This window comes from Ciceribacter sp. L1K22, from assembly GCF_017599385.1.
Lineage (GTDB): Bacteria > Pseudomonadota > Alphaproteobacteria > Rhizobiales > Rhizobiaceae > Allorhizobium.
The window spans coordinates 68,903-94,961 of record NZ_JAGFPK010000002.1 but is presented as its reverse complement, the minus strand read 5'-3'; the positions used below and the strand labels follow the sequence as shown (position 1 = coordinate 94,961).

Sequence of the window (26,059 nt, the reverse complement as noted above, 5' to 3'; positions counted from 1 at the left end):
GGGAAGCGTTTTAGGCCGCCTGCGCAAAGCTGAGCCCGGGAAATCGCTGGAGGTAGATCCGGAACCAGGGCGTGAATAAAGAGGGTTGCTCATAAACCTCCCTCAGTAACTGCGTCTGCGAGATCCAGCGGACTGCCTCCACCTCGCTTGCAACCGGCTCAACCCGCAAAGTCTTGCGGTCGACCTGGGCACTGAAGAGCGTCACGCGCTCATGCTCCCGAAGCCCCGACCCGACCTCCGCCGCGTACTCGACGGTCTGGTGACGGATGAGTGGAGTGGTGAAACCGAGCTCTTCGACGAGACGACGTTCCACGCAATGTTCAAGCGTCTCGTTCCAATGCGGATGCGTGCAGCAGGTGTTGGCCCACTGTCCCGGACAATGGTATTTGGTGGCGGCACGTTTCTGGATGAGCAAAAGGTCGCCATCGAATACGAACGCCGAAACGGCAAGATGCAGCAGCCCGTCGACGTGAGCCTTCATCTTGTCGATCGGATACAGCGAGCCGTCGCCCGCAATCGCCGGTATTAGGGTGTTGTCGCTCATCTCACGTGTTCCATACTGCTCCTGCGGTCCGAGCGCATAACGCCTGAAAGCCTGTCAGGCAACGGCCCGAGCCAGCGCGCACTTGGACCAGAGTGAACAGAGCGCCTCGGCCAGGTGTTCGATATCACCGTCGCTGTGCAGCGGCGTGGGCGTGATGCGCAGCCTTTCCTTGCCGACAGCAACGGTCGGATAATTGATCGGCTGCACGTAAATGCCGAAGTCGTCGAGCAGGACATCCGATATCCATTTGCATTTGGCCGCGTTGCCCACCATCACCGGCACGATGTGGCTCGGATTGTGCATATGCGGGATGCCGCGAACGTCGAGCGCCCGCCGCACCTTCGCAACGGCCACCTGATGCATATGGCGCTCGAGGCTGCTTTCCTTCAGGTGGCGGATCGACGCAGTCGCTCCAGCTGCAAGCGCAGGCGGGATCGCGGTCGTGAAGATGAAACCTGATGCAAACGAGCGGACGAAGTCGACGAGGACGGCAGGTCCGGTGATGTAGCCACCCATCACGCCGAAAGCCTTGCCCAGGGTCCCCTCGATAACCGTCAGCCGGTCCATCAAACCTTCCCGCTCCGCGACACCCCCGCCGCGCGGCCCGTACATGCCGACCGCATGCACCTCATCGAGATAGGTCATCGCCCCGAACTGGTCCGCGACGTCGCAAATCTCCCGGATCGGCGAAATATCGCCGTCCATCGAGTAGACGCTTTCGAAGGCGACGAGCTTTGGCGCTGCCGGATCGTCGGCCGCCATCAGTTCGCGCAGATGCCTCCAGTCGTTGTGGCGGAACTGCCGCTTGGTGCATCGTGAATGGCGAATCCCTTCGATCATGGAGGCATGATTGAGGGCGTCGGAGTAGCAGATGATACCAGGGATCTTCGATAGCAGCGTGCCGAGCGCTGCCCAATTCGACACATAACCTGAGGTGAAGATCAGCGCACCTTCCTTGCCGTGCAGGTCCGCGAGTTCCTTCTCGAGAAGCACATGATAGTGATTGGTGCCGGAGATGTTGCGCGTGCCGCCAGCGCCGGCACCGCACTTGCGGATCACTTCAACCATGCGATCGGTGACAAGCGGGTTCTGGCCCATGCCGAGATAGTCGTTGGAGCACCAGACGGTCACGTCCCGCTTTGTGCCATCGTCATGATGGAAGGACGCTTTTGGGAAGGCCGCGCAATGGCGTTCGAGATCCGCGAAGACGCGATAATTGCCGGCATTATGCAGGCCCGTCAGCGCCTCTTGCATGTGCTGAAGAACATCCATCAGTCTTTCCTCTTCCCGATCGTGTCATGTCCAATTGTTGTCCAGGAGGGGTGTTGCATGGATACCGGTACCCCCTCCTTCATTCCCGGCACCCCGAAGGCGGCGGTACCATCCACCGGCGTACAAACCGCCAATTTTGCCCGATCCTGCCTGGCCATGGCCCATCGCCAGAGCGCTGTGTCGGAGACAGGCAGCACCAGGACCAGATGTTCGACGATCGCCAGCGCCATGAATGTTGCGAGCAGCGTATGACCCACGATCGAATGGCCCTGCGTGGCCCGCGACGCGCCGACGACGAGCATGACGAAAAGACTGCCGGCGACCGCCAGAAACAATGGAAACAGCGGGGTCAACCGGTCCGTCTTGAAGTAGCTCTTCAGATGCACGATCCCCTTCGGCATCAGGTCGCTGACCGCATGTGGGGCACCGAGAAAGATGACCAGCTTGGCGGAAATGCGCATGCCCCAGAGGAGACCGAACGAGGCAAGGCCGAATTGGTTGGGAGCATCAGCCAGGACTGTCCAGAGCAAGAGCGCCGTGAGCAATATGGCGATCTCGTGGTCACGCACGGCGTCCCACGCGGCCTTGAACCGCGCGACCCCGGAAACGCCTGGCGGGCACTCCCGCCGACGCCCGGTCACCAACCCAGTCAGAAAAGCAGCCTCGTGCCAGGCCCACACCAACAGCGCGCCAAAGAACCCGGCATAGGAACCGAGCGGCGTCTGTTCGCCGCTGCCATGGACCATCAACGCAAAACCACCAAGGCCGACCACGGTCATCATCGACATCATGGCGAAATACCGGCCGGTCGTGCCGGAGCGGTTCACCAGAGCAAGCACCAGCCCGGTCGAAAGCCACCACACGGATATGGCGACGAGAACGACGGCGAGCGGGTGCGTCAGTGTCATGGAACGCCCCTTACCAGACCGGTTGCAGGCGAGACGTCGCCGGAATGGCGTTCGATTTCGTCGGGATCATGTACATCCTGACGAAATTCACAGCAGCGGCGCCTGACCAGAAGGCCTTGCCGACCCGCCCCGCTAGACCCCCGCGCGCACCGGCGGCTTGCATTTTCCTGTTGATCCGCTCCATGCGGCGGAAGCCCTCACGCATCGCGGGATTGTCGAGATCCAGGACGAGGGGAAAGCACTGCCGCGAGATTTCGGAGGTGAGGCGGAAGACCTTCATGTCGTAGTCGTCGATGTCGACGCCGAGCCCCTTGTGGAAGGCCGGCCGCATGTGATCGCGCACATACATGGTCGCGAAGACGGCTAGCAGGAAGAACTTGATCCAGTATTTGTTCACACCCTCCATCAACCGCTTGTCGGAACGGATGATCAGCGAGAAGGCTTCTCCATGCGAGAACTCGTCATTGCACCACTCGCGGAACCACTTGAAAATCGGATGGAATCGCTTCTCGGGGTGTTTTTCGAGATGCCGGAAGATTGTGATGTAGCGGGCATAGCCGATCTTTTCGGAGAGATAGGTGGCATAGTAGATGAACTTGGGCTTGAAGAAGGTGTACTTCTTCGCCTTCGCCAGGAAGCCCATGTTCACGCCGATTCCGAAATCCTTCAGCGCATCGTTGATGAAGCCGGCATGGCGGGATTCATCGCGGCTCATGTAGCCGAAGAGCTCGCAAATCTCCTGGTTTTTGCCGCGCCGCTTCATCTCCTTGTAGAGAACGCAGCCCGAGAACTCCGAGGTGAGCGAGGAGACGAGAAAATCGATGAACTCTTCGCGCAGATCATCAGGCAGCGCATCGATATCGATGTCTTCCCACGCCTCGTTGCGCTTGAAGTGGCCACGGTTCGGATCGCTTTTCATCTGCGCGATCAACACGTCCCATTCTGCCCGCACCGGCTCGACATTGATCCGGTCCATCTCCTCGAAATCCGTCGTGTAGAATCGGGGGGCGAGCATGGTCGAGACCAACGCGCTGCGCGTCGTGTCATTGACGCCGGCCATCCGCTCCTCGACCGTCTGCTCGTGATCGGCAAGATCGCCGGGGGAAACATGATTGTTCATGACAGTGCCCTCTCGGTGAAGCTGAACTCGCACAATTCCATCATGTCGAGATCGCCGGTGGCGCGAATCCAGGCGCGTTCGAGTGCGCCGGCACGCGTGATCGTCGCCTTGCGGCGGAAATTCTGTGTCGAACCGTAGGGGATCGAGACCGGCGCCCCGTGCACCAGCACCTCGTCGCCCGGATGGACGACGATGCCGTTGTCGAAGCGCAGATGCGCGCCGAGCGCCTCGAAGGTATTGTTGATCTCGACAGTGCAGTCGACGACTTCGCGCCGGCGCATCAGAGAGAATAACGGATTCATGGCCGTGTGCCTCCTTGGGTATCAAGCAGTGCAGCAAATGCGGCGGCGTTGTCCCGACCGAATGCCTCGAGATAGATGCGTTCTCCGGTTGCGGTGTCGGAAAGGCTGATGCGACCGGTGTCCCATTTGATGATGCGATAGGCGGCATCGGCCGGCATCGCCGCCACCTGACGCATCCGCTCGAAAGCCCGTAGCGATCCCCGAACGAAGCCACCGGCATCCTGCGGATAGGATGCGATCATCTCGCCACTCACCGCATCCGTGACAACGACGATATCGCCGGACCCGCGGCTGATGATGACGTCGCGGACGGCAACCGGACGCCCCGCCTCCTGTTTCACCAGTCCAAGACCCGTCGCCTGGCCAAACAGGACCGCGCCGGCCGAGAAGACGAGGAGCACGACGACCGAGATAAACAACCAAGTGGGCAGACTGTTCGTGCCCTTTGCTCTCCGTCCATCGAGATAGCCGAGGCTGAGCGCGGATCGCATGATCGTTCTCCCTATTCCGCCGCCGCGACGTGACCGCTCGCTTCGATCGGTTCGTTGGTGACGACAAGCCGAGGATGTCCCGAATGAGCACTGGCATAGCGGGCATAGGCAACCGCGAGAATGTCGCAGACGGCATCGGCATCCGGCAGGCAGATCAGGCTCGGTTCCGGAGCCGCGAAACGCCACCCCCGGACATGCGGCCATTGCACAAGCCAGGACAGACGCTGGCCGGGACGAAGCCCGATCGCGATCGTACCCGCCTTGCCGCCGAGCTTCCCGAGCGAGACCGCGTTGATTTGGTTGAAAGGCAGGTTGAGGCTCATGGACAGCGCCACGCCAAAGCGCATGACGACGCGCTCGTTCGTGATCGTGTAAAGCGTCGTCCGCTCCACTGCCCAGGCGAAGAACTCGATCATGCCAAGCACGATTGCTGCCAGCATCGTCAACACGGCAACGGAAAAGACGATCCCGCCGATTGGCTGGCCATCGGAAAGTCCCGATGCCGCGGCCCAGACGGCGAGGATCAGGAAATAGGCGCCGATCCAGCGGCTCTTCAGGCCATGGCGTGCCACGAGCCCCGCCGAGGGCAGGCCCTGCCAGAGGATTTGTTCGCCCTCCGGCAGTTCGCCCGGGAGGCCGGGTACGGGCTCGATCTCGTGCTCGCGTGTGACGAACTGTTTCACAGCACCGACTCCTGCCGTTCACGCAAAGCGTAAAGCAGGCCGGCGCCATAATACGCGGCGACCTGGTCTTCCTCGCGCAGGGTAATGGTATCGGGCTTGGCCGTTGCTGGCACATCCGCGAATTGGTCGGAGGTTATCGCATGCAGGTAGAGTTGGCGGCCCCCGCCCCTGGCGCCCTGGACCACGACGAAATTGTTTGGCACAAGCACCGTGCGGGCGCCCTCCCCGGTGCCGGTCTGGACTTCATAGTATCGGATCAGATGTTCCGACCGGTCGACCCAGACGTCCGTCACCGTTCCCGCCTGCCGGCGGTCGCATGCGACAACCGCCAGTCCACGGGGATCGGTTTCCCCTTCGGCGATCGCAAATCCCTCCGCCACGCGCAATGGCACGATGCGCGCATCGCCATGAGCCGTCATGTCGGGCTTTTCTGCACGTTCGGCCCACGATCCCGGCCCGACGCCCGCCAGAAGAGGGTTGCCGACTGGCTCGATCGGATAGCCCGCGGCCGGAGCGACGCGCCTGGCGGCGAGCGGCCGCGTATCGCGCACGAAATCGGGCACCTGTTTCGTCCCCTGCCCGTGCGGCAAGACGAAGGTCTTCTTGGGAGGGACGAACAGGAAGGGACTTTTGTTGAAACGCCCCGTGACGTCCTCCTCGAGGGGATAACCCTCGCGACGGTCTTCCTGCCTCAGATACCAGATGAGGCCGGCGAAGAAGATCCAGAAGGCGTAGAGCACCACCTGGGCTACATCGAGATTGCCTCCGAGAGATCCGATCATGTTTGTCCCTCCAATTTGTGGCGCGTGCCGGCGATCAGCCGGGCAACTCCGCCAGACCAAAGCGCATCTCCTCCTGGTCGTTGCCTCGGTAACGAGGTCCCGTAAGAGGACCGATCACCGCAAGGCAGGCGAACAGAAGAATGATTTCGAACGAATAGACGACGATATATCCGGAAGCCCTACTGACCATGGCCTCTCCAAGGCTTCCGTTGAGAGCCAGCGTATTGATGCCGTTCTTGAGAACGCCCGCAACGACCAGACTACAACCAATCGCGGTTGCTTGCGCGGCACTCCAGGCGCCGACGACGACACCGCTGTCGGAGCGCCCGGAGATCGCCATGGCGCCCAGCATCGTGCCGACGGCGAACAATCCGCCACCGAGGCCGATGCCTCCCGCCCCGGCATAGAACAGGCCGTGCATCTCCAGCGGTTCGGCGAGAATAACCGCCGAGAACGCGGCGATGCCGATCAAAAGTCCGCGTGCTGCGATCCGGTACATGTCTCCGCCACGTTGCAAGCTGTGCGCGGCCCAAGCGAAACCGATCATGGCACCCGTCGCCCACAGTCCGGTCAGCGACGTGGTACGATCGACGGACATGCCGAGGATTTCCCCGCCATAGGGTTCCAGCAGAACATCCTGCATCGAAAAGGCGGCCGAGCCGACCGCGACGGCGAGCAGCAGGCGCATCGTGCCGGGATCGCGGCGATAGGTTTCGAGAGCGGCAAGGAAGCCGACGACAGACGCACGGTCGACCGTTGTCAGTTTTGGGTTGCGGGCCTCCTGCTTCCAGATCGCAACCACATTGAGGGCGATCGTGAAAACGGCGGTCCCCTGGATCACCTGAATGAGATGCTTGGCGGAGAAGTCCGAAAGCGCGACGCTGTAGAAAGCCGAGGCCCCGATCATGCCGAAAAGCAGCATGACATAAAGCAAGGCAACCACACGCGGCCGCTTGTCCGCCGGAACGAGATCGCTGGCGAGCGCAAGACCCGCCGTCTGCGACATGTGCATGCCAAACCCTGTGAGCAGGAAGGCGAGACAGGCGCCTACGGCACCCGCCCACTCGGGTCCCACCGTCTGCGACTGCAGAAGCAGGAGCGCGAAAGGCATGATCGCAAGGCCACCGAACTGCAGCAGGCTTCCCAGCCATACATAGGGGACGCGCCGCCAGCCCAGCACGGACCTGTATGTGTCCGAACGGTAGCCGAAAAAGAGCCGAAGCGGAGCCGCCAGCACCGGAATGGCAATGACCGCCGCCACCAGATCCACCCGCACTCCGAGCTCGACGATCAGAACGCGGTTCAGCGTGCCATTGAGCAGCACCAGAACGAAGCCCACGGAGATCTGGAAAAGCGACAGCCGCAGAAGACGCGACAGCGGCATGTCAATGCTGGCCGCATCCGCAAACGGCATGAACCGCGTCCCCAGCTTCTGCCAGAGCCCGATCATCTTGCGGTTTGCAGCGCTGATCCTCATGAGTTGCTTACCTCCATGGCCTGGGAGGTGTAGAAACCGACGGCAATCCGTTCGAAGCGACCGACCGACCACGAGGACATCGCCGGCTTTGCCACGAGATTGCTGACCAGCGCCCGGGCATCCACAGGATAGATCGAGGGCGAACGATTGCCGCGCGGAAAGACGCGACCTGCTGCAAGCATGGTGCGAAGGAAGCGGGAGCCGGGAGCAAGGGTAAAGACGAGCTTGCGCGATGTGCGCGATGCCATCTTTTCGAGCACGCGCATCGCATCCGCAGGCTGGTAGTGGATGAGGACATCCATCGCCACGATCGCATCGAAATGTCCGTGGCGCGCATCGAGCATGTCGCCACTTTCAAAGCGAACCGAGCCAGTTGGGCGGTTGCCCGAAGGATGGCGATCAAGGGCACGCTGCCGGGCAAACGCGACCATCTGCGCTGAGAGATCAATCCCGAGCACGTCGGCGCCCCGGTCCATGAGCTCCATCGAAAGCACACCGGATCCGCAGCCGGCATCGAGGATGCGCCAGCCGGAAAGATCCTGCGGCAACCAGCTGACCAGCGTTGCGCGCATCGCGTCGCGACCCTTGCGAACCGTCGCGCGAATTCCGCTGACAGGCTGGTCCCCGGTCAACCTCTTCCACGCATCGAGCGCCGTGCGATCGAAGTAATGTTCGATTTCACCGGTCCGCCTCATGTACTCTGTCTGGCTCATCGGAACCTCACTCGAAACCGAGAAATTCGAAAATTTCCCGGTCCTTCATCGGTTCGGCCTCGAGCGCCGGCGTACCCGCCCAGAGCCGCTCGGCCAGTTGCAGGTATTCATTCTGCATCGCCACGATCTCCGGGCTGTCGCCCATTTCGAACAGCGTGCTCTTTTTCAACCGGCTGAGACGGACCTGATCGCTATCCGGGATATGAGCCAGACGTTTCAGGCCGATCGCCTCGTTGTAGCGGTCGATCTGGTCCGTCTCGCGCGAACGGTTTGCAATGACGCCTCCGAGGCGCACATCATAGTTCTTCGCCTTGGCCTTGATCGCCGCCACGATCCGGTTCATCGCAAAGATGGAATCGAAGTCGTTTGCAGCCACGACCACGGCGCGTTCGGCATGCTGCAGCGGTGAAGCAAACCCGCCGCAGACGACGTCGCCGAGAACGTCGAAGATCACGACATCGGTATCGTCAAGAAGGTGGTGTTCTTTCAGCAGCTTGACGGTCTGGCCGACAACATAGCCACCGCACCCTGTCCCGGCCGGCGGCCCGCCCGCCTCGATACACTGCACGCCGTTATAGCCTTCGACCATGTAGTCCTCAGGCCGCATCTCCTCGGTGTGGAAATTCACGGTCTCGAGCACGTCAATGACAGTGGGGATCAGGCTCTTGGTCAACGTGAACGTGGAGTCATGCTTGGGGTCGCAGCCGATCTGCAGCACCCGCTTGCCGATCTTGGAGAACGCCACCGAAAGGTTGGAGGATGTGGTCGACTTGCCGATGCCGCCCTTGCCGTAGACGGCGAAGACCTTTGCACCGTCGATTTCCATGGTCGGGTCGAGATGGACCTGAACACTTCCTTCTCCATCAGCCCGTTCACGCAGCTTTTCGGCGAGGCGCGCCTCGCGTTCCGCTGTCTTGGCATGGGTAAAGATATTCATTGGGCAGCCTCCCTGAATAGGCCTTCCAGACGGTCTTCCAGTTCCTCACCGGCCAGCTTGAGGGCGGCGAGGGTTTCTGCGTCGGGCTGCCAGTAATTGCGTTCGTGCGCCTCCATCAGACGGGCGGCGAGCCGCGACGTTGAGGCGGGATTGAGTGTCGAGAGCCGGTCGCGCATTGCCGGATCCAGCATGAAGGTCTCGGTCATCTGCTGGTAGACCCAAGGATCGACATCGCCCACCGTCGCGGACCAGCCAAGCGTGTTGGTCACCTGTGTCTCGATGTTCCGCACGCCTTCATAGCCATGCTTCAGCATGCCTTCGAACCATTTCGGATTGAGTGTCCGCGTCCTGGTTTCGAGCGCGACCTGCTCGCCCAAGGTGCGCACCTTGCCCTCGCCCTGGGTCTGGTCCGAAATGAACACGGGCAAAGAAGCGCCGCCCTTGGCGCGATTGACGGCTTTGGTAAGACCGCCCAGCGTATCGAAATAGTTTTCGATGGTGGTCACCCCGATCTCGATCGAGTCGAGGTTCTGGTAGGCCATGTCGACCTCACCGAGCATGGCATCGAGAACCTCGGCTTGATTGCTCGTCTTGCCCTTGCGGTTGATCGCGAAGCTCTTCCGGTTGGTATAGGTTTCCGCGATCTCCTGGTCATCCGTCCAGGACGACGATCCGATCAGCATGTTGACGTTGGCGCCATAGGCACCGTCAGCGTTCGAAAAGACCCGATAGGCTGCCGCCTCGATGTCGCAGCCATGACTTTCGCAATAGGCGAGCGCGTGTTTGCGGATGAAGTTCATCTCCACCGGCTCGTCAGCGACGGCCGCGAGATAGCTGGCCTCGGCCAGCATGCTTGCCTGGATCGGCAGCAGGTCGCGGAAAATTCCAGAGAGCGTCATCACCGCATCGATGCGGGGGCGCTTCAGTTCCTCAAGCGGAATGAGCACGGCACCGCAAACGCGATTGTAGGAATCGAGCCTGGGCCGCGCGCCCATAAGCGCCATGGCCTGGGCCAGCGGGGCGCCGCCGGTCTTGAGATTGTCCGTGCCCCAGAGCACGATAGCCACGGTCTCCGGCAGGCGCCCGTCGATCTTCATGTAGCGTTCCAGCACCCGCGCCGCCTGCCGCTCGCCGTCCTGCACGGCGAAGGCACTCGGTATGCCGAAGGGGTCAAACCCATGGATATTTCGGCCGGTCGGCAGAAGTTCGGGCGTGCGCAACAGATCGCCGGACGGCGATGGCGAGACGAATCGTCCATCCAGCGCCCTGAGGATGCCGTCCAGTTCGCAATTTTCCATGAGGCCTGTATTCATGTCCGATAGCATAGAGATGGCCGCTTGCTGGCTCTCGGTTGCCCCCGGAACTGCGGTCGCTACAGCCTTTAGGTCGCCGTCGACAAGCGCAGCCATAAGAGTAGCGTTTTCCGCAAACGAACGCGCATCGTCCATCCCGGCAGCGACGTGACAGAGCAACTCAAGCCGTTCCTGGCGCGACATTGCTTTGCCGGCGACATGCAGGCCATGCGGGATCAAAGCGTATTCGAGTTCCGTCACCGCACCGGCAAGGTCGCGAACGAAGTCGGAATCGCTGTCGCCAACCCCTTTTGGCAGAAGATCGAGTTGCTGGGCCTGTATCCGGATGAGTGCGACCAACCGTTCGCGCTCAGCGACACACTCTGGCTGCGTCAAGCGATAGCGATCCAGGCTCGCCTTGAGTTCGCTCAGACCCTTGTAGAGCCCGGCCTGGGTGATCGGCGGCGTCAGATACGAAATCAATGTTGCAGCGGAGCGGCGTTTGGCAATCGACCCCTCGGACGGGTTATTGGCCGCATAGAAATAGAAATTCGGCAAGGCTCCAAGGATTCGATCCGGCCAGCACGTGCCGGAGAGACCCGTTTGCTTGCCGGGCATGAATTCCAGCGCACCATGCGTTCCGAAATGCAGAACGGCGTCGGCGCGGAAAACCTCGCGCAGATAGCTGTAGTAGGCGGCAAAGGCGTGGTTCGGCGCGAACCCACCCTCAAACAGCAGCCGCATCGGATCACCCTCATAGCCGAAGGGTGGCTGAATGCCGACAAACACATTTCCGAACTGGCGACCAAGGACGAAGAGGCCACGGCCATTGCTGAGGACGCGACCGGGCGCCATGCCCCAGTGCGCCTCGATCTCGCCCAGATGACGTTCGCGACGGATGTGATCGTCCGCGGGAATGACGGCGTGAACATTGGCCTCGGCGCCGTAGAGCGCGGAGTTCCCTTCCAGAATCATCTCCCGCAACAGATCGGGTGTGTCCGGCACGGAGACGTCATAGCCCTCCGACGAAAGACGCAGCATGGTCTGGTGGAGGCTTTCGAACACGGACAGGAATGCCGCGGTGCCTATGCTACCGCTGTTTGGCGGATAGTTGAAGATCGTAATGGCAACCCGGCGCTCCCGGCGCGTGCTGCGACGCAGGTCGACCAGCGCAGCCAGTCGATCCGCCAGCAGGTTGACGCGTTCGTCATCCGGCTGCATGCAGGCCCGGCCCGACGGGCATTCGCCAAGCTCGCGGGCGCAGATGCAGGCTTTCGCCTTGCCGCCGCAGTCGGAACGCCCACCGATGACCATGGAACCGGTAGCACCATCAAGTTCCGGGATGGCCACCATCAGCGTCGTCTCGATCGGCGTCAGCCCTTGCGATGACGACTGCCAGCCTTCCTTGGACTGGAATTCCGTCACGAAGGCGGAGACGTAAGGCACGTCGAGATGCTCAAGCGTGCGGGCGGCCGCACTGGCATCGCTGTAGGCCGGCCCGCCCACAAGTGAGAAGCCGGTCAGCGAGCAGAGCGCATCGACCTTCAGTCCGCCCTCTGCCGGATCCATGTAACGGGAGATCGCCGAGCGCATATCGAGCCCGCTGCAGAAGACCGGGACAACCGAGAAGCCGCGCGTTTCGAGCGCCGAGATAACGCGGTCGTAATGACCGGTATCGCCGGAGAGGATGTACGTCCGAAGCAGGAGAAAGCCGATTGTGCCGCGCGATCCTGCCGCTTGCGGCAAGGTTTTCAGCTGCGTTGTGACACGTGGCTTCAGGCGCGGATGGTAGAGCCCGACATCGGGGTACTCGACCGGATCTCCAATGGCGATCTTACCCTGCAGAGCCCGACGGTCGCCTCTGGCATATTTGCCAACCAGCAACCGGACCATGTTGGCGATATTTTCATCGGAAGCTGCGATCCGATACTGGAGGGTCAGGAAGTAGTTGCGCACATCCTGGGCGGTTCCCGGGATAAAGCGCAGCAATTGCGGCAAGCGCCGAAGCATGGCGAGCTGCCGCTCGCCGGCGGTCTTTCCGCTGTCCCGGCCATTTCGCGAACTGGAGCCGCGCAATTTCTTCAGGAGCGCAAGCGGACCCTTCTGCTCCTCGCTCATGCGGAAACGGCCCATCGTCGTGTATTTCATGATGGTGCCGGCCGACATGCAGCAGACCATTGCATCGCATTCACGATGGCGCGCTTCAAGCACGTCGGCAATGGCGTTCACATGCTCTTCGACGAAGATCATCGAGACGATGATGATGTCGCCCGACAGGATCGCGGCGCGGCATGCTGTGAGACTTTCAGGATTGTCGTTCCAGTCGGTTGCTGCATGGACGGACATCGTCAGTCCCGGCAACTCGCGAGCGAGCACGCGGCGGGCGTCATCGACCGCAGCCGCGATATGGTTGTCGAGCGTTACCAGCACCACCCGAACCGGGGTGCTGTCAGCGGGCGAAATGGGCTTTCGCGTCATACAGCGTCTCCACGGTGATGGGGCGGATGCCTTTGCTCTCGGCAAAGAGTTCGGTATTGCGTCGTGCCTTTCCGCGAACGAAGAAGGGGACCTTCTTCAGCTCCCTCTCGGCATCGATGGTCCAGACCTGACGTTCGTCGGCGGTTTCAGGCTGTAATGTCTCTTCCGGGGCGATGGCCTCAGCTGGCGCATGCGAATGGAGATGCGAGGCAGAGGCGCCGTCGTTGAATTCGAAATCGTCGAGAAACATCTGCAGCAGATGCTCCTCGAGCCCCATCATCAGCGGATGAACCCAGTTGTCGAAGATCACGTTCGCGCCTTCGAAACCCATCTGCGGCGAATAGCGGGCGGGAAAATCCTGAACATGGACCGGCGCCGAAATCACCGCACAGGGAACACGCAGGCGCTTTGCGATGTGACGCTCCATCTGCGTGCCGAGCACCAGTTCGGGACGCGCAGCCACAATCGCAGCCTCGACCTCCAGGTGATCATCGCTGATCAGCGGGTCGACCCCGTACTTTTCCGCCGCTTCGCGGACGTCGCGAGCGAATTCGCGCATATAGGTGCCGAGACCGCAGACGCGGAAGCCCAGCTCTTCGGACGCGATGCGCGCCGCCGCGATCGCGTGCGTAGCATCACCAAAGATGAAAACGCGTTTGTTGGTGAGGTAGTTGCTGTCCACCGAACGGGCATACCAAGTGAGTCGGTCTCGGCCGGAACTCCCCTCACCCGCTACCACCTTCGGGCGAATATCCGCCAGGTCCCGAACCTCCGCCAGAAATGCCTCGGTCGCACCGACGCCGATCGGCACGGTGCAGACGAACGGCATGCCGTGTTGCTTCTTCAGCCAGCGCGCGGCGGTGTCGGCGATTTCCGGATATAGCACGATGTTGAACGCGGCCTCAGGCAGCCTTGCAAGGTCGGCCGGACTGGCGCCCAGCGGCGCGACGACGCGAACGTCCAGTCCCTCGCTCGCGAGCAGCCGCACGATCTCGGTAACATCGTCCCTGCAACGGAACCCAAGCGAGGTCGGGCCGAGAATGTTGCAAGTGTTCGCGGCAATATCCTTCGGCCGTGCGACTTGCCCGGCAAAGGCACGAACGAGCCGATAGAAGGTCTCTGCGGCGCCCCAGTGTTCCTTCTTCTGGTAGGACGGCAATTCGAGCGGTACCACCGGCACCGGCACGTCCAGGGTTCTCGCCAGTCCAGCCGGATCGTCCTGCAGCAATTCTGCCGTACAGGAGGCACCCACCAGAAGGGCCTCCGGTTGGAACCGGGCCACCGCGTCACGACACGCGGCCTTGAAGATGTCGGCCGTGGACCCCGAGAGGTCACGCGCCTGGAACGTTGTGTATGTCACCGGCGGACGGGACTGGCGGCGCTCGATCATCGTGAACAACAGGTCGGCGTAGGTATCCCCCTGCGGCGCATGCAGAACGTAGTGGACGCCGGTCATGGAGGCCGCGATCCGCATCGCACCAACATGGGGAGGTCCCTCGTAGGTCCACATCGAGAGCTTCATTGCGCCGCCTCCGGGAAAGCGGCCCGGCCAGCGAGGAGCTGGCTGCGTATGAGGGGACGGGCGAAAAGTTCCGCGAGGTCTCCAGCCTGCTCGTACCCCTGTATCGGCGTGAACGCGAACTCAATCGACCATTTGGTGGTCCGTCCCTCGGCCTCAAACGGATTGGCAAGTCCGAGCCCGCAGACGATCAGATCAGGTTCAGCCGCACGGCAACGATCGATCTGGATGTCGACATCCTGGCCTTCCGAGATCGAAACACCGGGCGGGAGCAGGGCCAGTTCCCCGGCGACATGCTCCCGGTGGAGATAAGGACTGCCGACCTCGACGATCTCCGCCCCGAGTTCGCTATGCAGAAACCGGGCAAGCGACGGCTCAAGCTGGGAATCGGGAAACAGGAAAATCCTCGATCCCTCCAGCGTCGGACGGTAGTGCGCGATAGCTTGCCGGGCGCGTTTGCGAGGCTGTGCGATCACCTTATCGAAATGCGCACGGGCGACACCGAAGGCAGAGGCGACGGCCCAAAGCCAGGCGGTCGTGCCTTCCCCGCCAAGCGGAAAAATCGCGTCGATACGCTTGGCGCCGCAAGACTCCAGTGCGGCCGCGGTTGCGCCAAGATACGGTTGCGCGAGGACGTAGTGGGTCTCAGTTCCGATCGCAAAGCCATCGGTCGCGTGACGTCCCGGCAGGAAGACAACATCCGGCAGGCCTAATTCCGAAAAAATCCGGGAAAACTGATCCTCGACGACATCGGCAAGAGAACCCGCGACGACCAGCTTGGCGGCCGGACGATCTGTCGTCTGCAATTTCTGGTCTTCGACAAGCGACGCCAGAAAATTATCCTCACCCTGTGTGAATGTCGTCTCAATTCCGCTACCGGAGTAGGCGATCACGCGGTGGCGCGGTGCGTGCTGCGCATTGAGTCGGCTGGCGGCCCGAACCAGATCAAATTTGATCACCTCCGACGGGCAGGATCCGACAAGCACCAGCATTCTTATATCGGGCCTGCGCTCCAGCAGGCGGGCAACGACCTGGTCCAGTTCATCATGCATGTCGGCCATGCCGGCGAGATCGCGTTCCTCCATGATGGCGGTCGCGAATCTGGGCTCGGCGAAGATCATGACGCCTGCCGCCGACTGAATGAGATGTGCACACGTGCGGGATCCGACCACCAGGAAGAATGCGTCCTGCACTTTGCGATGCAGCCATATGATGGACGTGAGGCCGCAGAAAACCTCATGCTGGCCTCGTTCGCGGATGGTCGCAGGGGTCGCGCAGGCCGATGGCAGGGGCCGGTTCATGACGCACTCCCGGCAACAGGAAGGCGTCGGACGTCGCCAACTCCGATGGTTCGCAGCGAAGCAGCCTCCCGCCGCGCCATCCGCAGCTTCCACACGAACTGCGCGGCGTTGATGACGTAGGTCGCGTAGGCGGCCAGCGCGAGAGCCATCAATTGCCCGCCGGTGAGTGCGCCCTGATACAACGCAACGAGATACAAAGTATGCAGGACCAGAACGACGATCGAAAAGACGTCTTCCCAGAAGAACGGTCGAGCGAAGAGATACCGACCAAAGACTTCCTTCTCCCAGATCGAGCCAGTCACCATGATCGCATAGAGGGTAAGTGTTTTGGCCACGACGGAGAATTCAGCCACCGATTGCCCGGCGCCTGTCGCGAGGTAGTTGAGAATAAGGGCCAGACTGACCAAGAAGACGAGGAACTGAACCGGCGCAAGCACGGCCTGGACTTTGGTCCAGACGCTACGATCGCGTCGAGTGCGCTCTTCACTTGTGTAGAGGACGTTACCTGTGGTCGGCTGGTAGATATTGCCCATTACGTTCGTTCCTTCTCCCGGAGTCGTCCCGCAGGGCTCATCGGGATGTGAAAGAGTAGTCTCGCGATCGCAAGAGTGTCAACCTAGATTGACGTAAATTTTTATTTACATAATCGCATTGACCCGGCATGCTATAGAGGCTCGCACATGTGCATCATGGCCTCGCCACGTCAGCACCGCGCGCCACATATGTCAGGCTCGGTGAGGGAGGCGTTCCGCGCGGGCACTATGGACACGACCTTAAGCGACGACACAGCATGTCCACTGCCGTCAGCATCGGCCGCAGTGAGCAAACCTACATCCAACGGATCACTTGCCCGGCTAGGTTTGGCAGGGTACTTACTGACGCGCGAACGGGAAACGCTACAGAGCTTCATTCAGGGAACGGTGGCGCCTATGACCGCCGACAGACTGGCAGCGCGGTACGACATGGGACTGGAGCACGACAGCCGCTACGCTCGTGCTATCGATGCGTTTTGCCCACTTGTCACCAGCCCGGGGGTTCGCACTCCGATCCTGCTGGATTTTTTGCGAACGGAACTTCCTGCCGACCAGCCCGATTTCGCCAAAGTTCTGTTCATAGAGGCGGTGACACGGGAGCTGGGGCGGCGGTGGGAAGGGGATGATTGCGACTTTGTCGACGTGACAGTCGCGGTCGCGCGCCTGCAGGATATCATCAGGCTACTATCCTTTGAATTCCGAAGCCTGCACGGAGACGCCAACCTTCCCTTCGTGGTGCTGGCAACACCCTACGGAGAACAGCATACGCTGATGCCGTATCTCCTGGGCCTGCTGTTTGATGCGATGGGATGGTCGACACGAATCGTGGAAGGCGCGGACCTGAGGAGTCCGAGGCTGCGATCAGCGCTCGACCATGCAGATATTGTCTGCATCGGATGGAGCAACCAACGCCTGCGCAGCGAGTTCCATGATCTTGTGGCTGCCGTCCGATCCACCCAAAGAGATCGTCGGCCGCCGATCATCGCCGGAGGCATTGCGGCGCTGGATTCCGTTGATTTTCTTGTCAGTTTGGGGATTGACTGCATTTGTGACAGCGTTTACTCCGCCGCTAGAATCTGCGAAAGGTTCTACGAGTTGGAAGCGATCGGCCGGCAGGCAACAGGATCGCCTCGGAGGACTGCTGTAAATGCCAGTGGAATCGATTGGCTGACGCGATGAAGCCTCTCAACGGCAAGAACGCGACACTTGGGTTCGAGATAGCAGTCAGCCTGCTGAAATCTCTCGACATCGAATCCATCGGTGCCCTCGTCGGACTTGGCGCCGACATCGTGATGTTGGTCGACAAAACCGGCAAGGTCGCGAGCATTCATCTATCCGATCCGGAAATTGGAAGTTGCGGCTTGGCGACATCGGTCGGGCGACGCCTGCAGGATATCGTCACCATTGAATCCGTGCCGAAGATCGACTCAATGCTATCGGGTCTCGACCAGGAGCGGCATTCGCGCGGCTACCAGGTCAATCACAGTTGCGACGGCAGGCCGGACCTGCCGGTTGTCTACTCCGCCTTCTCCTCGGATGATTTCCCCTACACACTGGTGGTCGGGCGCGACCTGCGCCAGCAGATGCGCGACCAGCAGCGGCTGGTCGAAACGCAGATGGCACTGGAGGCGGACTACCGGGAGCTCCAGGAGGCCGAAGCCCGCTACCGCACGGCCTTCCGGGTTTCCAGTATCGCTCACCTGATGATCGACGGCGAGCGAAAGAGCGTCCTGGATGCCAATGCCGCGGCGATCGCGCTGCTGGGCACCGGCAACGCAAGCATGGTCAGCAAACCCTTCCGCGACCTCTTTAGAAAGCAGGACCGCGATCTGCTGAGCGACGCGATCGCAGAAGCACGCCACAGCCCCGACCCGGTGCAACTCGACACGCTGAAGACGGCGAATGGCGAGCCGGTCTCATTGACCTTGCGCTCCTACAGGGAGAACGGCGTTACCAACCTTATCGTCTCAGCCTGGTCTACAGCGGATGTGGCCGAAACCCGGCGTCAGCATATCGAGAAGATGGAGCCGACGACGGTGGACCTTTCGGGATTTCCGGAGGCCGCCGTGCAGACCAATGGTCAGGGACAAGTGGTTGCAGCCAACGCGATTTTCCTCGATCTCGTTCACGCCCCATCGCTGGCGCAGGTATTGGGACGCAATATCGCGACCTGGTTCTCCAAGTCGTCGCTGGACATCCATGTGCTTTATTCCCGCCTTGCGGAAGAACAGAACGTGCGAGGCTTTTCATCCACGCTGACCGACAATCTGGCCGGAGAACGTCCGGTGCTAATTTCAGCGCGGCGTAATCCCGATACCAGCCAGACGCAAATGGTCATCGTTGCCCAAGCAAACGCAGGCGAGCGATTGTCGATTCCGTCACCCGGCGCCCCCGAACAGGCGGATGGTTTTGCCAACCTCGTCGGAAAAGTTCCGCTGAAGGAACTGATGAGAGAATCCCTCGACGTGATCGAAAAGATCTGCATCGAGGCCGCCCTGGATCAGACGAACAACAACCGCGCGTCCGCCGCGGAGATTCTCGGCCTTTCCCGCCAGAGCCTTTACATAAAGCTCCGCCGTCACGGGCTCGAAGACTACCGTCCGGCAAACTGAACCCAGACAAATCACCGAAGGTTTCCGGCGGAATTTCATCGCGGGACGTCGCGCGTCGTCAACGGAGTGTCAATTTTTGTTGACACATGGCGAGGAGCGGGCCTAGCATTCGGAACATGGAGATCACCCGCGCAGAGACTCAGCATCACGACTGGCCGAGCTTTCCGGCGGTGATCGCATTGCTGAAGCCGATCACATGGTTTCCCCCGATGTGGGCCTATGCTTGTGGGGCGATTGCATCCGGACAGGGCTTCGGATCAGCCGCCGTTGCGGCTGTGGCCGGCATCGTTCTCGCCGGCCCGCTGTTGTGCGGTACAAGCCAGGCTGTCAACGACTGGTTCGATCGTCATGTCGATGCGATCAACGAGCCGCACCGCGTCATCCCATCGGGACGCATGCCGGGTCGCTGGGGTCTGTACATCGCCATTCTGATGTCGATATTGTCGGCGCTTGTCGCGGCGCTGCTTGGCCCTTTTGTGCTCATCGCATCCCTGATCGGCCTCGTCTTCGCATGGGCCTACAGCGCACCGCCTTTCCGCTTCAAGCAGAACGGCTGGATCGGCAACGGGGTTGTAGGCCTGAGCTACGAAACACTTCCCTGGATTACGGCGACCACCGCGATGACCGGCCTTGTTCCGGATGCTGACAATCTTGCGATTGCCCTGCTTTACGGTCTCGGCGCCCACGGCATCCTGACACTCAACGACTTCAAGTCCATGCGCGGCGACCGGGAAATGAACATCGCCACACTTCCGGTTCTGCATGGAGCCAGAAATGCAGCCTTGATCGCCTGCATTGTCATGGCACTGCCGCAGATCGGCGTGATCGGCTTGCTGGCACATCAGAACCTTGCCTACCACGCCGCGGGCCTCTGTCTCCTTCTGGCGATCCAGGTCGTGTGCATGATCCGCTTCCTTCGCGATCCCGTCGGACGCGCCGTCTGGTACTCGTCGATCGGAGTGGGCCTCTACGTCAGCGGCATGATGGTGGCGGCGTTCGGTCTCCGCCATCTCGCACTCGTCAATTCCCTGGGTTGAAGGACTCTCCGATGTCTCACCCTCGACCGGCAATCGAAGCGAACAAAGCGATACGGTCAGGGTTGAGCTGGATCGATATTGGACGCCTTGGTATCGTACAGGCAGCCCTTGCATCGATCGTGGTGTTGACCAACTCGACGCTGAACCGTGTCATGATCGTAGAACTCGGTCTCGCGGCTGTCGTGCCGGGCTTACTCGTCGGCATACACTACGCGGTACAGCTAAGCCGTCCGATTTGGGGGCACCGGTCCGACACCGGCGGCTCGCGCACGGTCTGGATTCTCGCTGGCTTGGGCACATTGGCACTCGCAGGCACCCTCGCTTCGTCGACAACCTACCTCTTTGCTGAGCATCCAAACCTGGGTTTTGTGATCGCCGTCCTCGCATATGTGATGATCGGCATGGGCATCGGGGCAAGCGGCACCTCCCTGCTCGCGCTTCTCGCAACCCGCACGGCGACCGAACGTCGCGCGGCGGCGGCAACGATCACCTGGATGATGATGATCTTTGGTATCATCGTCACTTCGATCGCCACCGGAATAGCTTTGGAGCCCTATTCCCATGGCCGGCTGGTGACGGTGACTGCCGCGACGGGAATCATCGCGTTATTTGTCGCCTGGCTTGCGGTCAGAGGCATCGAACAAAAACCGATAGTGGCAGCCGCTCCGGATCAGTCCATGCCGCCCCAGCGCTTCCGTGACAGCCTGCGCGACGTGTGGGGCGATCGACAAGCGCGGATACTAACCCTGTTCATCTTTCTGTCGATGTTCGCCTTCTCGACGCAGGACCTCATTCTCGAACCGTTTGCCGGCCTGCTCTTCGGCATGACACCGGGCCAGTCGACCCAACTCTCGGGACTACAGCATGGGGGCGTCCTTCTTGGCATGGCAGCCTTCGGTCTGGCAGGCATTGTGTTTGGCAAACGAGTTGCCAATCTCCCGAGGCTCTTCATCATCATCGGCTGTCTGGGCTCTGCCGGCGCGCTTGCATTTCTCTGTATCGCCGCAACAATCGCGACGAACTGGCCGCTACCCTACAATGTGTTTTTGCTCGGCCTCGCCAATGGTATGTTTTCAGTCGCTGCCATTGGCACGATGATGTCGCTTGCCGCAGCCGGCGCGCACGCCAATGCGGGGATGCGGATCGGTGTCTGGGGCGCGGCTCAGGCCCTTGCATTTGGTCTTGGCGGCCTGTTCGGAAGTTTTGCCTTGGACCTCGGTCGCGGTCTCGCGATGACAGACGGACATGCCTTCGCAACGGTATTCGGTTTCGAAGCGATCCTTTTCATGGCGTCGGCGGGCCTCGCATTGGCTATCGGCAACCGGTCGGCATCGACCGATCCTGCTCACCCTTACTGCAGCCGGCGGAGTGACCGAATGGAAACGCAAATTCGTCGAAACCAACAGAGTCCGGCAGAACCGATATTTCCGGAAATGTTCGACGTCGCCGTGATCGGCGGTGGTCCAAGCGGCGCAATCGCCGCGGAAAGACTTGCCACGGTTGGCCGCAGTGTTCTTCTCGTCGATCCCGGCAACCGCATCAAACCATGCGGCGGCGCCATTCCGTCGAGAACCCTCAAGGACTTTGGCATTTCCGAAGACATGTTGGTGGCGAAGGCAAATGCAGCGCGCGTGATTGCACCCTCGGGACGAGTAGTCGAGATGCGGATCGGCAATATCGGCTTTGTCGGAATGGTGGATCGCGCCACGTTCGACCCTTATCTGCGTGAACGAGCCGAACATGCCGGTGCGAGACGGTTAAATGGAAAGCTCATCTCGGTCGAAGACGGCAAAGATGGCACGTTGCAAATGACATTTTCGCAGAACGACGGTGATGCATCGTCACAGAATTTGCAACTTCGCGCCCGAATGTTGATCGGCGCGGACGGCGCAAATTCGGCCGTCAGGCGACTGATGTTTCCGCGCGCAAAACGTCCTCCCTATGTGTTTGCCTATCACGAAATCCTTGAAAGCCCGCTGGAAACGGAGACAACCCCCTGCGCCACCGATCAATGCGATGTGTTCTATGACGGACGGATTTCTCCGGACTTCTACGGCTGGGTCTTTCCGCACGGCACCACGATGTCGGTCGGCTGCGGTTCGGCTGTCAAGGGTCATAACCTGCGGCAGGCGACGGCGGATTTGCGGCGAGCGGCAGGCCTGGCTAGTTGCCGGACCATCCGCCGAGAAGGCGCACCGCTGCCGCTCAAACCGATGCGGCGCTGGGACAATGGCCGAAATGTTGTTCTGGCCGGAGACGCGGCCGGGACGGTCGCGCCGTCATCGGGCGAAGGCATCCACTACGCCATGGTGTGCGGTAAACTCTGCGCCGACGCGGTCGATACCTGTCTGAGGACCGGCAAGGCATCTTCCCTGCGGCAGGCCCGCCGCATCTTCATGCGAGCGCACGGACGGGTTTTCCTGATCCTCGGCATCATGCAAGCGGTCTGGTACCGCAGTGACCGGCTGCGGGAAAAATTTGTTGCCATGTGCGCGGACCCAGATGTCCAGCGGTTGACCTGGGAATCCTACATCAACAAGAAGATCGTACGGCGCGACCCGCTTGCCCATGTCAGGGTGTTTTTCAAGGATCTCGGCCAGTTGCTCGGCATCACGGCGGGTCAACAATGAAACTGTTGACCGAGTTACTCGCCTCGGGCTGGATCAGCGCGATCGCGGTCGCGATCCTGTGGGCTGAAACCCTCGTGCTGTCATGGCTCTCCCATGAGCCAGGGCGTCGCTTCCGCTCTCTCGCCGCCAACGCCTGTTCGGGAACCTTCCTGCTACTGGCCGTTGGGCTGGCTCTGCGTGGCGATGATCCGCGCGCGATACTCATTTTGCTCGCCGGGTCGCTTGTCGCGCACGGCCTCGATATCCTGTCACGCACGCCCATCGATCGGCTGCGTGTTCAGCCGCAACACGGAGTAATTCAACATGCCAGCGGTGCTGACCCAGGCAATGTAGGGAATAAACAAAATTGCGCTGATGACGGAAACCGGCCACGCGGTCATGATGAACCCGAGGATGGAGATCCACAGCAGCGCGATATCGGCAAGCGCCAGATCCATACGGCGAAGTCCAAAGAACAGCCAGGACCACATGGCATTGAACACGATCTGAGCGCACCAGAAAGCGAGCGGCAGAGACCAGTCCGCCAGCGTCCATACACTCCAACCGGCATAGGCGATGCCAGCGTAGAGAAGCGACCATACCACCGGGAACGCCCATTTTGGCGGCGTCCAGGATGGCTTGCGCAAGGTTTCGTACCATTGGCCCGGCTTGAACACCGCGCCACTCGAGGCCGCGATAAGAACAATGACGATAAAGGCGACAGCGGCCATGACCTGCTCCTGTGATTGGGAACGACGCCCGACACTACACATCGTCGGCTATTGCGCAACGTCGCCGGAACAAGATCGTTGCACAGTGTGCTCGAACACATTCTTGATCGCCCGTTCGGCGGCCCTACTTCTTTATCCGCAGCTTCGTTACGGGAGGTAACCAATGTCGAAGTTTTTCGCATTCGCATTCAGCATGGCCGTTGTATTGGCGCCGACACTCACTCTTGCCCAGGAGGGAGACGCCGCCGCCGGCAAGACTGTCTTCAACAAATGTATGGCCTGTCACAACGTGGACACCGACAAGGCCAAGGTCGGCCCGTCTCTGAAGGGCGTGATCGGCCGGCAGCCCGGCACCGTGGAGGGCTTCAAGTATTCCAAGGCCATGGTCGATTTCGGCGCCGGCAAGGTTTGGGATGAGGCACTCCTGACCGCGTATCTGCCCGACCCGCGCGGCCTCGTGAAGGGGACCAAGATGGCATTTGCCGGCCTGAAGACCGACAAGGAGGTCGCCGACGTGATTGCCTACCTGAAGCAGTTCAGCGAGCCGCAATGAGCTTGGTCAAGGCCAAGAGCTTGACCCGTGATAATACAGATCGGGCGATGTGTAAAAAAAAGTTTACACATCGCCCGATTTGCCGGAAGATGACTTTCCATTCCCGACACCTGGGTGCAGGTCGATAGATTCGACAGCCCGGCAGCGACAACCGGGAAGCGTCAGGGCGGGAGGAAAACATGGGCTTGATATCCGCGTCGGTCGCAACCCCGATTCTCGATGGCATACGCGATCCATCCGATCTCCGGGCGATGAGTGACGACGAACTCGTCCATCTGGCCGATGAACTCCGATCCGAAACCTTGAGCATTGTGTCGCAGACAGGCGGTCATCTAGGATCAAGCCTTGGCGTGGTCGAACTCACCATCGCCATTCACACGGTGTTCGACACACCCCGCGACAAGCTGATCTGGGACGTCAGTCATCAATGCTATCCGCATAAGGTCTTGACCGGCCGACGCGAAAGAATGCGCACGCTGCGCAAACAGGACGGGCCTTCAGGTTTCACGCGCCGCGCCGAGAGCATCTACGACACATTCGGCGCCGCCCATTCGTCGACGTCCATCTCCGCCGGCCTCGGTTTCGCCGTCGGCCGCGACCTGGGAGCGGATGTGGGTGACGTGGTATGCGTGATCGGCGATGGCGCTATGTCAGCCGGCATGGCGTTCGAGGCGATCAACAATGCGGGCGCGTTGGGGAAACGGGTCTTCGTCATCCTCAACGACAACGCCATGTCCATCTCCCCTCCGACCGGAGCGCTGTCCTCGCACCTTGCTAAACTTTCAGGGCGGCTTGAAGACGCAACTGAATATCTCGACGGTAGCGTGTCGAACCTCTTCGAGCAGATGGGCTTCACCTATCACGGACCCATTGACGGTCACGATCTGAAGGGTCTGCTTGCAACGCTGCGCCACCTGAAGAATGACGGCCAGGGTCCGATCCTCGTGCACGCTGTGACCAGGAAGGGCGCGGGATATGTCCACGCCGAAGCTGCCGAGGACAAATACCACGGCGTCAATCGGTTCGATATCGCGACGGGCATCCAGGAAAAGGGTGTCGCCAAGGCGCCGACATTCACAAAGGTCTTCGCGACGGCGCTGGTTGCCGAAGCCGAACGCGACCCGCGTATCGTTGCAATTACCGCAGCGATGGCGGCAGGCACCGGCATAGACGTTTTCTCGCGTGTATTCCCTGATCGCTCCTTCGATGTGGGAATAGCCGAACAGCACGCAGTCACCTTCTCAGCCGGCCTGGCCGCGAGCGGCCTGAAGCCATTCTGTGCGATCTACTCGACATTCCTGCAAAGGGCCTATGACCAGATTGTCCATGATGTGGCGCTGCAGGGCCTCCCCGTCCGTTTCGCGATAGACCGGGCGGGCCTGGTCGGCGCTGACGGCCCCACGCATGCCGGTTCGTTCGATATAGGCTATCTCGCGAACCTTCCGGGTTTCACGGTGATGGCAGCGAGCGACGAGGCCGAACTGGTGCATATGATCGCGACCGCTGCCGCGCACGACAAAGGACCGATCGCATTTCGTTATCCGCGCGGCGAAGGCGCTGGCATAGCCTTGCCGCCACGCGGCGTAGTCCTCCCGATCGGCAAGGGGCGGATCGTCGAACATGGAACAACGGTAGCCCTCCTGTCGTTCGGAACGCGCCTGTCGCACTGTCTTTCCGCTCGCCGGACATTGGCTGCGCACGGCATTTCGGCCACCGTAGCCGACGCGCGCTTTGCCAAACCGCTCGACACCGAGCTTATAGAAGACCTGTGTTCAAATCATCACCTGCTGATCACGATCGAGGAAGGGGCGACAGGCGGGTTTGGGTCGCTCGTTCTTCATCATCTCGCAGGCAGAGGAATGTTGGACGGTCGGTGTGGCGTACGCACCATGACGCTCCCCGACATCTTCATCGCCCAGGGCTCGCCCGAACAAATGTACGACGCTGCCGGCTTGACCTCACGTCACATAGAGCAGTTGGTTCTTTCAACATTACCACGGCCAAGGGCGCGCCATGGCCATGGACGCCATGGTCTTGGTGGAAAGCAGAAGGGCCTTTCGGCGCTACAACGACCGGAGGATCGATAGGAGCCGGTTAGGCGCACCCGCAGATATTAAAGAATTTGCGGAAACGTCACGATGCAGTATGTTCGTCATACAAGGGGC

The 26,059-nt window shown here is 60.9% G+C and carries 22 protein-coding genes and 1 pseudogene; 7 read left to right on the top strand and 16 right to left on the bottom strand.

Annotated elements, in window-relative coordinates:
- Window positions 1-10 precede the first annotated feature (10 nt).
- The 15 genes from idi to bchF are packed head-to-tail and all read right to left on the bottom strand — an operon-like array spanning window position 11 to window position 16,352.
- On the bottom strand, window positions 11-544 hold the full coding sequence (idi, locus tag J5J09_RS18465) for an isopentenyl-diphosphate delta-isomerase (protein ID WP_208553704.1): 534 nt from the start codon (window positions 542-544) through the stop codon (window positions 11-13).
- A 54-nt stretch (window positions 545-598) separates the two neighbouring features.
- Window positions 599-1,816, bottom strand: a complete 1,218-nt coding sequence (gene hemA, locus J5J09_RS18460; RefSeq protein ID WP_208553703.1) for a 5-aminolevulinate synthase — start codon at window positions 1,814-1,816, stop codon at window positions 599-601.
- On the bottom strand, window positions 1,816-2,724 hold the full coding sequence (gene puhE / locus J5J09_RS18455; RefSeq protein ID WP_208553702.1) for a putative photosynthetic complex assembly protein PuhE: 909 nt from the start codon (window positions 2,722-2,724) through the stop codon (window positions 1,816-1,818). The genes hemA and puhE overlap by 1 nt, the downstream gene beginning before the upstream one ends.
- 10 nt (window positions 2,725-2,734) lie before the next feature.
- The gene (gene acsF, locus J5J09_RS18450) at window positions 2,735-3,784 is read right to left on the bottom strand and encodes a magnesium-protoporphyrin IX monomethyl ester (oxidative) cyclase (protein WP_208554438.1); all 1,050 of its coding nucleotides are present in this window, start codon (window positions 3,782-3,784) and stop codon (window positions 2,735-2,737) included.
- Between the two features lie 56 nt (window positions 3,785-3,840).
- Window positions 3,841-4,146, bottom strand: coding sequence for a hypothetical protein (locus J5J09_RS18445; RefSeq protein ID WP_208553701.1), 306 nt, complete (start codon window positions 4,144-4,146; stop codon window positions 3,841-3,843).
- Window positions 4,143-4,637, bottom strand: coding sequence for a photosynthetic complex assembly protein PuhC (gene puhC / locus J5J09_RS18440; RefSeq protein ID WP_208553700.1), 495 nt, complete (start codon window positions 4,635-4,637; stop codon window positions 4,143-4,145). The genes J5J09_RS18445 and puhC overlap by 4 nt, the downstream gene beginning before the upstream one ends.
- 11 nt (window positions 4,638-4,648) lie before the next feature.
- Window positions 4,649-5,320: a photosynthetic complex putative assembly protein PuhB gene (gene puhB, locus J5J09_RS18435; protein ID WP_208553699.1), complete on the bottom strand. Its 672-nt coding sequence runs from the start codon at window positions 5,318-5,320 to the stop codon at window positions 4,649-4,651.
- Complete coding sequence (puhA, locus tag J5J09_RS18430; RefSeq protein ID WP_208553698.1) at window positions 5,317-6,102, bottom strand: photosynthetic reaction center subunit H; 786 nt, start codon at window positions 6,100-6,102, stop codon at window positions 5,317-5,319. The genes puhB and puhA overlap by 4 nt, the downstream gene beginning before the upstream one ends.
- Before the next feature lie 34 nt (window positions 6,103-6,136).
- Window positions 6,137-7,579: a BCD family MFS transporter gene (locus J5J09_RS18425; protein WP_208553697.1), complete on the bottom strand. Its 1,443-nt coding sequence runs from the start codon at window positions 7,577-7,579 to the stop codon at window positions 6,137-6,139.
- The gene (gene bchM, locus J5J09_RS18420; protein ID WP_208553696.1) at window positions 7,576-8,292 is read right to left on the bottom strand and encodes a magnesium protoporphyrin IX methyltransferase; all 717 of its coding nucleotides are present in this window, start codon (window positions 8,290-8,292) and stop codon (window positions 7,576-7,578) included. Before bchM ends, J5J09_RS18425 begins: the two co-directional genes overlap by 4 nt.
- Before the next feature lie 7 nt (window positions 8,293-8,299).
- The gene (gene bchL / locus J5J09_RS18415; protein ID WP_246746015.1) at window positions 8,300-9,229 is read right to left on the bottom strand and encodes a ferredoxin:protochlorophyllide reductase (ATP-dependent) iron-sulfur ATP-binding protein; all 930 of its coding nucleotides are present in this window, start codon (window positions 9,227-9,229) and stop codon (window positions 8,300-8,302) included.
- Window positions 9,226-12,999 (bottom strand): magnesium chelatase subunit H, encoded by a 3,774-nt coding sequence (locus J5J09_RS18410; protein ID WP_208553695.1) that lies wholly within the window; start codon window positions 12,997-12,999, stop codon window positions 9,226-9,228. The genes bchL and J5J09_RS18410 overlap by 4 nt, the downstream gene beginning before the upstream one ends.
- On the bottom strand, window positions 12,971-14,521 hold the full coding sequence (gene bchB, locus J5J09_RS18405) for a ferredoxin:protochlorophyllide reductase (ATP-dependent) subunit B (protein WP_208553694.1): 1,551 nt from the start codon (window positions 14,519-14,521) through the stop codon (window positions 12,971-12,973). The genes J5J09_RS18410 and bchB overlap by 29 nt, the downstream gene beginning before the upstream one ends.
- Window positions 14,518-15,819: a ferredoxin:protochlorophyllide reductase (ATP-dependent) subunit N gene (locus J5J09_RS18400; RefSeq protein ID WP_208553693.1), complete on the bottom strand. Its 1,302-nt coding sequence runs from the start codon at window positions 15,817-15,819 to the stop codon at window positions 14,518-14,520. Before J5J09_RS18400 ends, bchB begins: the two co-directional genes overlap by 4 nt.
- Complete coding sequence (gene bchF, locus J5J09_RS18395) at window positions 15,816-16,352, bottom strand: 2-vinyl bacteriochlorophyllide hydratase (RefSeq protein ID WP_208553692.1); 537 nt, start codon at window positions 16,350-16,352, stop codon at window positions 15,816-15,818. The genes J5J09_RS18400 and bchF overlap by 4 nt, the downstream gene beginning before the upstream one ends.
- Before the next feature lie 396 nt (window positions 16,353-16,748).
- Here bchF and J5J09_RS18390 point away from each other — a divergent pair, with 396 nt between their 5' ends.
- From J5J09_RS18390 to J5J09_RS18370, 5 genes and pseudogenes are all read left to right on the top strand, one after another.
- Entirely contained in the window at window positions 16,749-17,531 is a 783-nt protein-coding gene (locus tag J5J09_RS18390) for a cobalamin-binding protein (protein WP_208553691.1), read from the top strand.
- A complete protein-coding gene (ppsR, locus tag J5J09_RS18385; protein WP_208553690.1) occupies window positions 17,528-18,964 on the top strand; it encodes a transcriptional regulator PpsR in 1,437 nt (478 codons plus the stop codon). The genes J5J09_RS18390 and ppsR overlap by 4 nt, the downstream gene beginning before the upstream one ends.
- 116 nt (window positions 18,965-19,080) lie before the next feature.
- Window positions 19,081-20,001, top strand: a complete 921-nt coding sequence (gene chlG / locus J5J09_RS18380) for a chlorophyll synthase ChlG (protein ID WP_208553689.1) — start codon at window positions 19,081-19,083, stop codon at window positions 19,999-20,001.
- Window positions 20,002-20,012: 11 nt separating this feature from the next.
- A pseudogene (locus tag J5J09_RS18375) lies at window positions 20,013-21,305 on the top strand (BCD family MFS transporter); the annotation flags it as partial.
- Between the two features lie 129 nt (window positions 21,306-21,434).
- Complete coding sequence (locus J5J09_RS18370; protein ID WP_246746041.1) at window positions 21,435-22,631, top strand: geranylgeranyl diphosphate reductase; 1,197 nt, start codon at window positions 21,435-21,437, stop codon at window positions 22,629-22,631.
- A gap of 248 nt (window positions 22,632-22,879) precedes the next feature.
- Here the strand turns inward: J5J09_RS18370 and J5J09_RS18365 are convergent, their stop codons facing one another.
- Window positions 22,880-23,341, bottom strand: a complete 462-nt coding sequence (locus J5J09_RS18365; RefSeq protein WP_208553688.1) for a TspO/MBR family protein — start codon at window positions 23,339-23,341, stop codon at window positions 22,880-22,882.
- 163 nt (window positions 23,342-23,504) lie between these two features.
- On the opposite strand from J5J09_RS18365, the gene J5J09_RS18360 reads away from it, so the two are divergent.
- Both J5J09_RS18360 and J5J09_RS18355 read left to right on the top strand, forming a co-directional pair.
- Window positions 23,505-23,894, top strand: a complete 390-nt coding sequence (locus J5J09_RS18360; protein ID WP_208553687.1) for a cytochrome c family protein — start codon at window positions 23,505-23,507, stop codon at window positions 23,892-23,894.
- Window positions 23,895-24,073: 179 nt separating this feature from the next.
- Entirely contained in the window at window positions 24,074-25,981 is a 1,908-nt protein-coding gene (locus tag J5J09_RS18355; protein WP_208553686.1) for a 1-deoxy-D-xylulose-5-phosphate synthase, read from the top strand.
- Window positions 25,982-26,059: the final 78 nt, after the last annotated feature.

Bases quoted from the DNA above. Each gene is read 5' to 3' on its own strand.
- idi (WP_208553704.1), bottom strand. From the start codon at position 544: ATGAGCGACAACACCCTAATACCGGCGATTGCGGGCGACGGCTCGCTG.
- hemA (WP_208553703.1), bottom strand. From the start codon at position 1,816: ATGGATGTTCTTCAGCACATGCAAGAGGCGCTGACGGGCCTGCATAAT.
- puhE (WP_208553702.1), bottom strand. From the start codon at position 2,724: ATGACACTGACGCACCCGCTCGCCGTCGTTCTCGTCGCCATATCCGTG.
- acsF (WP_208554438.1), bottom strand. From the start codon at position 3,784: ATGGCCGGCGTCAATGACACGACGCGCAGCGCGTTGGTCTCGACCATG.
- J5J09_RS18445 (WP_208553701.1), bottom strand. From the start codon at position 4,146: ATGAATCCGTTATTCTCTCTGATGCGCCGGCGCGAAGTCGTCGACTGC.
- puhC (WP_208553700.1), bottom strand. From the start codon at position 4,637: ATGCGATCCGCGCTCAGCCTCGGCTATCTCGATGGACGGAGAGCAAAG.
- puhA (WP_208553698.1), bottom strand. From the start codon at position 6,102: ATGATCGGATCTCTCGGAGGCAATCTCGATGTAGCCCAGGTGGTGCTC.
- J5J09_RS18425 (WP_208553697.1), bottom strand. From the start codon at position 7,579: ATGAGGATCAGCGCTGCAAACCGCAAGATGATCGGGCTCTGGCAGAAG.
- bchM (WP_208553696.1), bottom strand. From the start codon at position 8,292: ATGAGCCAGACAGAGTACATGAGGCGGACCGGTGAAATCGAACATTAC.
- bchL (WP_246746015.1), bottom strand. From the start codon at position 9,229: ATGAATATCTTTACCCATGCCAAGACAGCGGAACGCGAGGCGCGCCTC.
- J5J09_RS18410 (WP_208553695.1), bottom strand. From the start codon at position 12,999: ATGACGCGAAAGCCCATTTCGCCCGCTGACAGCACCCCGGTTCGGGTG.
- bchB (WP_208553694.1), bottom strand. From the start codon at position 14,521: ATGAAGCTCTCGATGTGGACCTACGAGGGACCTCCCCATGTTGGTGCG.
- J5J09_RS18400 (WP_208553693.1), bottom strand. From the start codon at position 15,819: ATGAACCGGCCCCTGCCATCGGCCTGCGCGACCCCTGCGACCATCCGC.
- bchF (WP_208553692.1), bottom strand. From the start codon at position 16,352: ATGGGCAATATCTACCAGCCGACCACAGGTAACGTCCTCTACACAAGT.
- J5J09_RS18390 (WP_208553691.1), top strand. From the start codon at position 16,749: ATGACCGCCGACAGACTGGCAGCGCGGTACGACATGGGACTGGAGCAC.
- ppsR (WP_208553690.1), top strand. From the start codon at position 17,528: ATGAAGCCTCTCAACGGCAAGAACGCGACACTTGGGTTCGAGATAGCA.
- chlG (WP_208553689.1), top strand. From the start codon at position 19,081: ATGGAGATCACCCGCGCAGAGACTCAGCATCACGACTGGCCGAGCTTT.
- J5J09_RS18370 (WP_246746041.1), top strand. From the start codon at position 21,435: ATGTTCGACGTCGCCGTGATCGGCGGTGGTCCAAGCGGCGCAATCGCC.
- J5J09_RS18365 (WP_208553688.1), bottom strand. From the start codon at position 23,341: ATGGCCGCTGTCGCCTTTATCGTCATTGTTCTTATCGCGGCCTCGAGT.
- J5J09_RS18360 (WP_208553687.1), top strand. From the start codon at position 23,505: ATGTCGAAGTTTTTCGCATTCGCATTCAGCATGGCCGTTGTATTGGCG.
- J5J09_RS18355 (WP_208553686.1), top strand. From the start codon at position 24,074: ATGGGCTTGATATCCGCGTCGGTCGCAACCCCGATTCTCGATGGCATA.